At 39.8% G+C, this 7,010-nt stretch carries 3 protein-coding genes and 2 pseudogenes; 3 read left to right on the top strand and 2 right to left on the bottom strand.

Annotated features, from left to right (window positions below):
• Both ACEW8O_RS16185 and ACEW8O_RS16180 read right to left on the bottom strand, forming a co-directional pair.
• A pseudogene (locus ACEW8O_RS16185) lies at positions 1-687 on the bottom strand (TonB-dependent receptor); the annotation flags it as partial.
• A 79-nt stretch (positions 688-766) separates the two neighbouring features.
• Positions 767-2,428 carry a sulfatase gene (locus ACEW8O_RS16180; protein ID WP_373495665.1) on the bottom strand — a complete coding sequence of 554 codons (1,662 nt, stop codon included), beginning with the start codon at positions 2,426-2,428 and terminating at the stop codon, positions 767-769.
• Between the two features lie 295 nt (positions 2,429-2,723).
• Between ACEW8O_RS16180 and ACEW8O_RS16175 the strand changes: the two genes are divergently transcribed.
• From ACEW8O_RS16175 to ACEW8O_RS16165, 3 genes and pseudogenes are all read left to right on the top strand, one after another.
• A complete protein-coding gene (locus tag ACEW8O_RS16175; protein ID WP_373495664.1) occupies positions 2,724-3,644 on the top strand; it encodes a sugar phosphate isomerase/epimerase family protein in 921 nt (306 codons plus the stop codon).
• Between the two features lie 736 nt (positions 3,645-4,380).
• Positions 4,381-5,421, top strand: a pseudogene (locus ACEW8O_RS16170) (SMP-30/gluconolactonase/LRE family protein).
• Positions 5,422-5,768: 347 nt separating this feature from the next.
• A complete protein-coding gene (locus ACEW8O_RS16165) occupies positions 5,769-6,746 on the top strand; it encodes an alpha/beta fold hydrolase (RefSeq protein WP_373495663.1) in 978 nt (325 codons plus the stop codon).
• Positions 6,747-7,010 lie beyond the last annotated feature (264 nt).

The raw sequence follows: 7,010 nt of genomic DNA, 5'->3' as shown, positions 1-7,010 counted from the left end.
AGGGGTAAATACAAAAGAACCCATACCTGCAAAATGGTCTTTGAACTCCATTACCTTCAAACCTTGGTCATCATATATTCCACCCTCAACCGATTCTCCCATTCCGTCAGCATTCACGGATTTGAAGGCCACCTCATTGGGAATCCCCGCAACCATTTCCCCGCCTTCGGGGAAAAACTGAAGATCAACAGGCCTTTGGTTTGCTTCAGGTGAGGATACAGGTTTTTTAAATTGTTTGCCCAGTACATAAAAGTCTTTTTGAAAAAAAATCTCTTCACCAAAATTTTTCATCCAATTGGTATAGCCGACCAAAGTGTATTTCCCTTCCTGAAGCTCATCGCCCAAATAAAAATCTCCATAAGCCTCTCCTTCGGAAATTGGCAAAGTGAGCCTGTCCACCAATTGTTGGTCCTGACCGATCAGATCAACATACAATACCCCACTCTTTGAACTTGCTTCCAATTTTGCTGCATCCACAATGTAGGCCTTAAACCAAAAGGTATCTCCTGCCAGATAATAGGGTTTATCATGATGCAGGTAAACTTTTTCGGGTGAATAATACACCTGATAATTCCTAAGGTTGGTTTTGATTTTTTCTGTCAGTTTATCAGATGGATTGATCATGGCACCCAATTGTAGCGCAACCAAGAACAACAACCCTATTTTCAATATCCTTATGATTTTCATCGCTTTTTATTAAGATCTAATCTGCTTGATTTTTCCAAAAAGGAATACAGACCTCAATATATCATACGGTCAAAGGACTTTATGATTTGGAAAACTGAGTAATGGCTGATGTCTTATAGCCAATCCTCACTGCCCTTGCAGCAACTTTTTTACCAGAAGAAATCGGCTCATGGTATAGCCTCCAGTGTTTGCCACCGATCTCCTCTCCTTCCTGATAGGCAATGCTGGCACCTTCGGTTGCTGAACTCAGCAAAAGTTGAATCCCTCTAATCTCGAACTCTACGGGAGCAGTTTCGGGCTGTACCATTCCAGGCCACATCATATTGACCAGGTCATATTCAGGAACAAATCCCAGATCACCAATTTCCAATTGCCAGGCAGACAGTGCATTTCTGAGTTCTTTCAACTTGGCCTGATGATCTGGAGAATCAGCCAAATTATGAATCTCGTCCGGGTCGGAACTGAGGTCATACAGTTCCTCCACAGGCTTGGTTTTCATAAAAATATAGGCGGCATCTCCTGTCAGTTCTCCTTTTTGGTCCATTTCGATCATGGCCTTTGTCATGTCCACCTGTTCCCGATAGGCATTACGGTAAATAAAAGGGAGCTCCGGTCGGAAATTCCTGATGTATACATACCGCCCATCAATGACCGATCTGCTCATATCCAATGCTTCATCAAATCTGTCCGCCGAACCAAAGGAATATTGATGTGGATTTTTGGTTTTATGAGGTCCCAAAAAAGCCCTGCCATGCATATATTCCGGTGGTGCCACTCCTGCCAAGGACATTACTGTAGGACCAAGGTCCATCAGGGAAACAAAGTCATCGATTTTGCTCCCGCCCATTTGGCCATTTGGCATTCTCACAATCAGGGGAACATGCCGACCGGAATTGCCCACTGCCCTTTTTTGTCTCAACAGCGGTCCTCCATGGTCAGACCAAAAGAATATGATGGTCTTGTCCAACAATCCCTCTTCTTCCAATGATTTCAACATATCCCCTACCTGCTTGTCCAATTCCATAATATTGGAGTAGGCCCTGCCCACATCCTGTCTGACTACGGGCAGTTCAGGAAAGTATTTTGGGATGCTGACTTTGCTCTTGTCTGCCAGCATGGGATCTTCTTTTTTCATAAAAATCCTTGACTCGTGGGTGACTTCATGGTTGAACACCGCAAAGAAAGGCTGTCCTTCTGCTCTGTTTTTATAGGTGGCTTCATTTCCAATTTCATCCCAAGCAGTAAGGGGAGAATTGAACTGGTAATCCGTTTTGGCATTATTGCTGGTGTAATAGCCTGCTGACCTGAGATATTCGGTAAAGCATTTGACATAGGATGGCGGCACAGTGGCATATTCGGGTACATTTCTGCCTTTAATATCTTTTTGGGCATAGTAATCCTTATAGATTTCATTTTCAGGTTCCCGGAAGCGGGCATGTGGTCCTGTCCGCATATTGTGCGAACCTATACTCACAGGATACATGCCTGTTATGATGCTGCTCCGGCTCGGGGCACAGACACCCACGGTGGAGTATGCATGGGTATAAGTAATCCCCTCTTTTGCCAATCGGTCTATGTTTGGGGTTTTGATGCTTTTGTCCCCATAAGCTTCCAACATGGGGCTGATATCTTCCACGGATATCCACAGGATATTGGGTTTGTCGGGGGATTGGGAAAAGGTGGTTTGGGATATAAAGAGGAATAGGATGGCGAAAAGCGTAAGTTGTTTTTGCAAGGTCATGGGTTGGTGTTTTTTTGTTTTGCTTAAGATGGGGAAAAATGGGGAGGAAGGCAAGATGGTGAGGGAAGATGATTTAAAATAAGGAAGTTTTGGCCTCTTTTTGTCTTGCCTTAGGGTTGGTTATTTATTGGATTAGTTGGATATAGATGTGTTATGGTTTTGTCGGTGGATTCAATGGAATACCTAAAAGTTCTATTTTTTTGATCGATTTCCGATAATGGCAAAATGTATTTTGTTGACATTTTCATGAGGAAATACTTTTTTGCTGTATCTTAAAAGAAAATAGACAAAAACCATGAACCACAACATCCAAATTGCCCTGCAAAGAATTCCCATGATTTTACTAATGGTTTCCATGATCCCATTTTTTGCATGCAGCCCGTCTGAGAAAAAGGTGACCGAAACTCCTGTTGCAGATGACAACCCTGTGTTTTCCAAAGATAATCTGATCGCTTGGTGTGTAGTCCCTTTTGATGCGGAGAAGCGCGGCCCTCAGGAAAGAGCCAAAATGCTCAAAGATTTGGGCATTACCATGTTGGCCTATGATTGGAGAGATGAGCATATCCCGACATTTGACGAGGAGTATGAAGCCTTGACAGCCAACGGCATCAGGTTGCAAAGCTTTTGGATGATGAGCGGACATGATCCGGAAAATGACACAAGGGTGCAGACCGTTTTTGATTTTATAGAAAGAAATGAGGTGGAGACAGAAATTTGGCTTCTTGTGGAAGAAGGCGGGGATTTTAATGCATTAAGTCAGGAAGAAAAAGTGACTGCCATGGCCGAACCGATCCGGTATGTGGCAGACAGGGCTGCGGCCAATGGATGTAAGGTGGCCTTATACAACCATGGCAATTGGTTTGGTGAACCGGAAAACCAATTGGCCATCATCGATTACCTGGATTTGGACAATGTAGGTATGGTATTCAATTTCCACCATGCAGCACCCTATCAAGAACGATTTTCAGAGTTTTTCCCGAAAATCAAACCCCATCTCTATGCTATCAATCTCGCCGGACTTAAAAAGGGAGATACCGGAAATTTTTACGGAGTAGGAGAAGGTGATTCTGAATTTGTAATGATCGAAACCATCCTGAACAGTGATTATCAAGGTCCTATTGGCATTATTAATCATGACACCAAACGAGACGCCCAAGTAGGCCTGAAAACAGAAATGGCAGGTTTGAACAAGGTTCTTCAGACCGTAAAAGAATAATCACAACCGGGCAACCAATTACTTCCCACTTCAATTACCAGATTCACAACACACTACAGCCTTGAATGGGTGGATTTGGCGGATTGGTTGTTTAGGATATTAGTTTTAAGTTTAGATAATTTCAATGTATCCGCAACTGTTGCACTATTTATGCCATATGGAATAACGCAATAGTTGGTTGAAGCAAAATGTTGGCCGTAATGGGAATGAAATGACACAATATCTCAAAAGACTTATAAGCTGGATAACTAAAGGAAAGTATCTCTACATTTCTGTTACTACAATAATATTAGTATTTCACATCGACAAAATAGATTTAGGAATTAGAACAATTGACCTAATTAGATATTGTGGACTATTACTTCAATTAATTGGGACAATTACCTTAATCAGCTCTCTCAAGGACAGGCTATTTCATTTTAAAAATGATAATATAACTGACTTCTTACTTAACTATTTCAAAGAATTTCCATTCAAGAAAAGAACCCAACATCATATGGTTGCTGGGACAGGTGTATTAGCGGCCTTGACGTCAGAAGCTAGATTGACAAAAAATTTGTAAGATAAAAGTATTGACGAGGTAGTAGATTACTTCAATAAAGAAATTGAAATTATCTATGATAAAATTTCAGATTCAGAAAAGAAAATCAAAAGAGAGATAGATATAATTGATACAAAACTATCAACAGTAAATAGTTCATTTATTTTAAGCAATAAATATTAAAATTTGGTGCTGATGAAAAATATCAATCTGCAGTTTTGGGGAATTTTCTGTTTGCTTAGTATTATTGTTACTACGGCACCAGGACAAAACATAAATTTAGATACCAATTTCTTTGCACCCAATGCAAAATTAAAAGAGGTCTTTAAGGGTGGTGTAGGTCTTACTTTTGAAGGCCCGGCAATGTCACCCGACGGATTACTATACTTTACTGATGTACCAGTGGGGAAGTATACAGGAGAAATCTGGAAATATGACCCACAAACAGGGAAAGCAGTGGTATTTCGTTCCCCAAGCGGTAAGGCAAACGGATTGGTATTTGATGCAGAAGGGAATTTGTTAGCTGCTGAAGGAGCTGATTCTGGAGGGCGCCGAATTACCAGAACTGATATGAAAACGGGCATAAGCGTTATCCTAGCAAATAACTTTCGAGGTAAATTATTCAACGCTCCCAACGATATTGTCCTTGATATGAGAGGAAGAATATATTTTACAGACCCACGATATTTAGGAGATGAGCCAATCGAACAGCCATTTATAGGGGTTTATAGAATTGATTTAGATGGCTCCGTTCACTTGATAGCTGCTAATGCTACCAAACCAAATGGAATTGCTATTTCTCCTGACCAGAAAACGTTGTATGTTGTTAATAATGACGGTCCCGGTGCAGGAATCTATGGTGCTTTACCAGATGGATTTACTGGGCCTGTATCAACAAAACAGAATGAAGCTATTTTAGAATATGAACTTCTCCCGGATGGCAGTTTAAAATTCAAAAAACAACTCATTGACTTGAAAGATTAAGGGCCGGACGGAATAAAGGTTGACACCGAAGGAAATCTGTATATTACCGCATCTAATAGAATAGTTATTTATTCATCAAAGGGTGAGAAGTTGGCAGAAATTAAAATACCTGTTAAAGAAGCTTTCGTAGCGAATTTATGTTTCGGGAGAGATAAATACAGTAAAACGTTATTTATCACCGCAACAAAAACACTATATATGATTGAAACAAAAAAAGAAGGATTTCATATTCCTTTTAAAGCAAACAAATAATAATGAAAAACACCTAAGCAAATAACAGTTTCTATTTAAAGAACTTCAATTGGTAATATTATTGGACAATTGTTTCTACAGAAATGAAGGGTCTATAGCTCAACTAGAAGCGACTCTTCCCTAAAGATCATTATCAGAAATAAGAACCTAAAATAAAATCACGATAAAAACACTGCACACAACAGGCATGTAGTTCAATGGCGGGTGAAGTGGTTAAGTCAAGTTCAGTGCTTCTATTGGGCATTTGTGTAGGTTCAAAGGTTTGTGCTTCTAGGTCCGCCACTGCGCCAAGCACCAAACCGTGGCAGCAAGTCGATTTCGAGTAACAACCCTAATTGATTAATCTTATGAAAGTATTATTAAGTAGCATCCGATTGAAAGAAAAATTCACGCATTCAACTGGACCAATTCTCATCAAAGTAATTTGTGGTCTTATGATAATCGTGTCCCAGACTTCACATGGGCAATCCTCTTTATATAAGACGGAAAATTTTATTGATATAAATGGTGTTAAAATATTCACCAAATTAGTAGGATCGGGAACACCCTTGCTGATAATACACGGTGGCCCAGGTTTGAGTCACGACTATCTAGAACCGCAGCTGATTGAACTCCTGGCTGAAGATTATCAGTTGATTTTTTTTGATCAAAGGGCAAGTGGGCGCTCATCCGGTGTTGAAGATACAACTCGGATAACAATGACTCAATTCGTTGAAGATATTGAATCAATACGCAAGTACTTTAGATTAAGTAAAGTAAATGTACTTGGCCATTCATTCGGAGGGCTCATAGCTATGTATTATGCATCAACGCATCCAAATGCAATAAATAAGGTACTTCTTATAGATTCATCTCCCGCCAGTTGGGAACCATTTTTTCCCATGCTCAACCTTGCAATTTCCGAAAGAGAAACAGAGGCGGACAAGGAAGAATTAGCAAAAATCAGATCACTTAGACCTAATATACAACCTTCCACTATGGAAAAGTATTTCAAAATCTATTTCCGCCCATTCTTTAACAACAGTCAATTAAGCGAAGACCTTTCTTTAGGAGTTACTGAGCAGTGGGTGTCAAATTATATGGTAACTTACCCACGTATCATGAAGAGCCTTGGTAAGCACAATATTTTAGACAAACTATCCAGTATAATTGCACCCACATTAATTATTCATGGTAAAGATAGTGTAATTGCAGTTGAAAGTGCCCAAGAAATTGCGAATCGTATTCCAAATTGCAGGCTAACGATTCTAAAGGGCGTTGGACATTTTCCTTATATTGAAGCACCTAAAGAGTTTGCTGATGCTATAAAAGCATTTGTTAAATGAATTCGTTTAACGCTATAAAAAAAAGAAAATTTTTAATCCAATTTGGCCCAGCTGCCAATCGAGTAGATGGCCTCGTCAGATTTTTCTGACGAGGTGCGCCTCTCACACCACCTATCCCGAAAGCTTTCAACGAATTTATTATAGGTATTTTTCTTACATATTATCTTTTCAAATTCAGTTCCTGATTGAATAAATGCCATGCTACAGTAATTTTATTTATGGCGGTAAAAATTTCTTAATAATCAATTTTAAGAAGAAAAAATC

This window comes from Aquiflexum sp., assembly GCF_041749095.1.
Taxonomy (GTDB): domain Bacteria; phylum Bacteroidota; class Bacteroidia; order Cytophagales; family Cyclobacteriaceae; genus Aquiflexum.
This window is presented reverse-complemented; position numbering and strand designations above follow the sequence as displayed.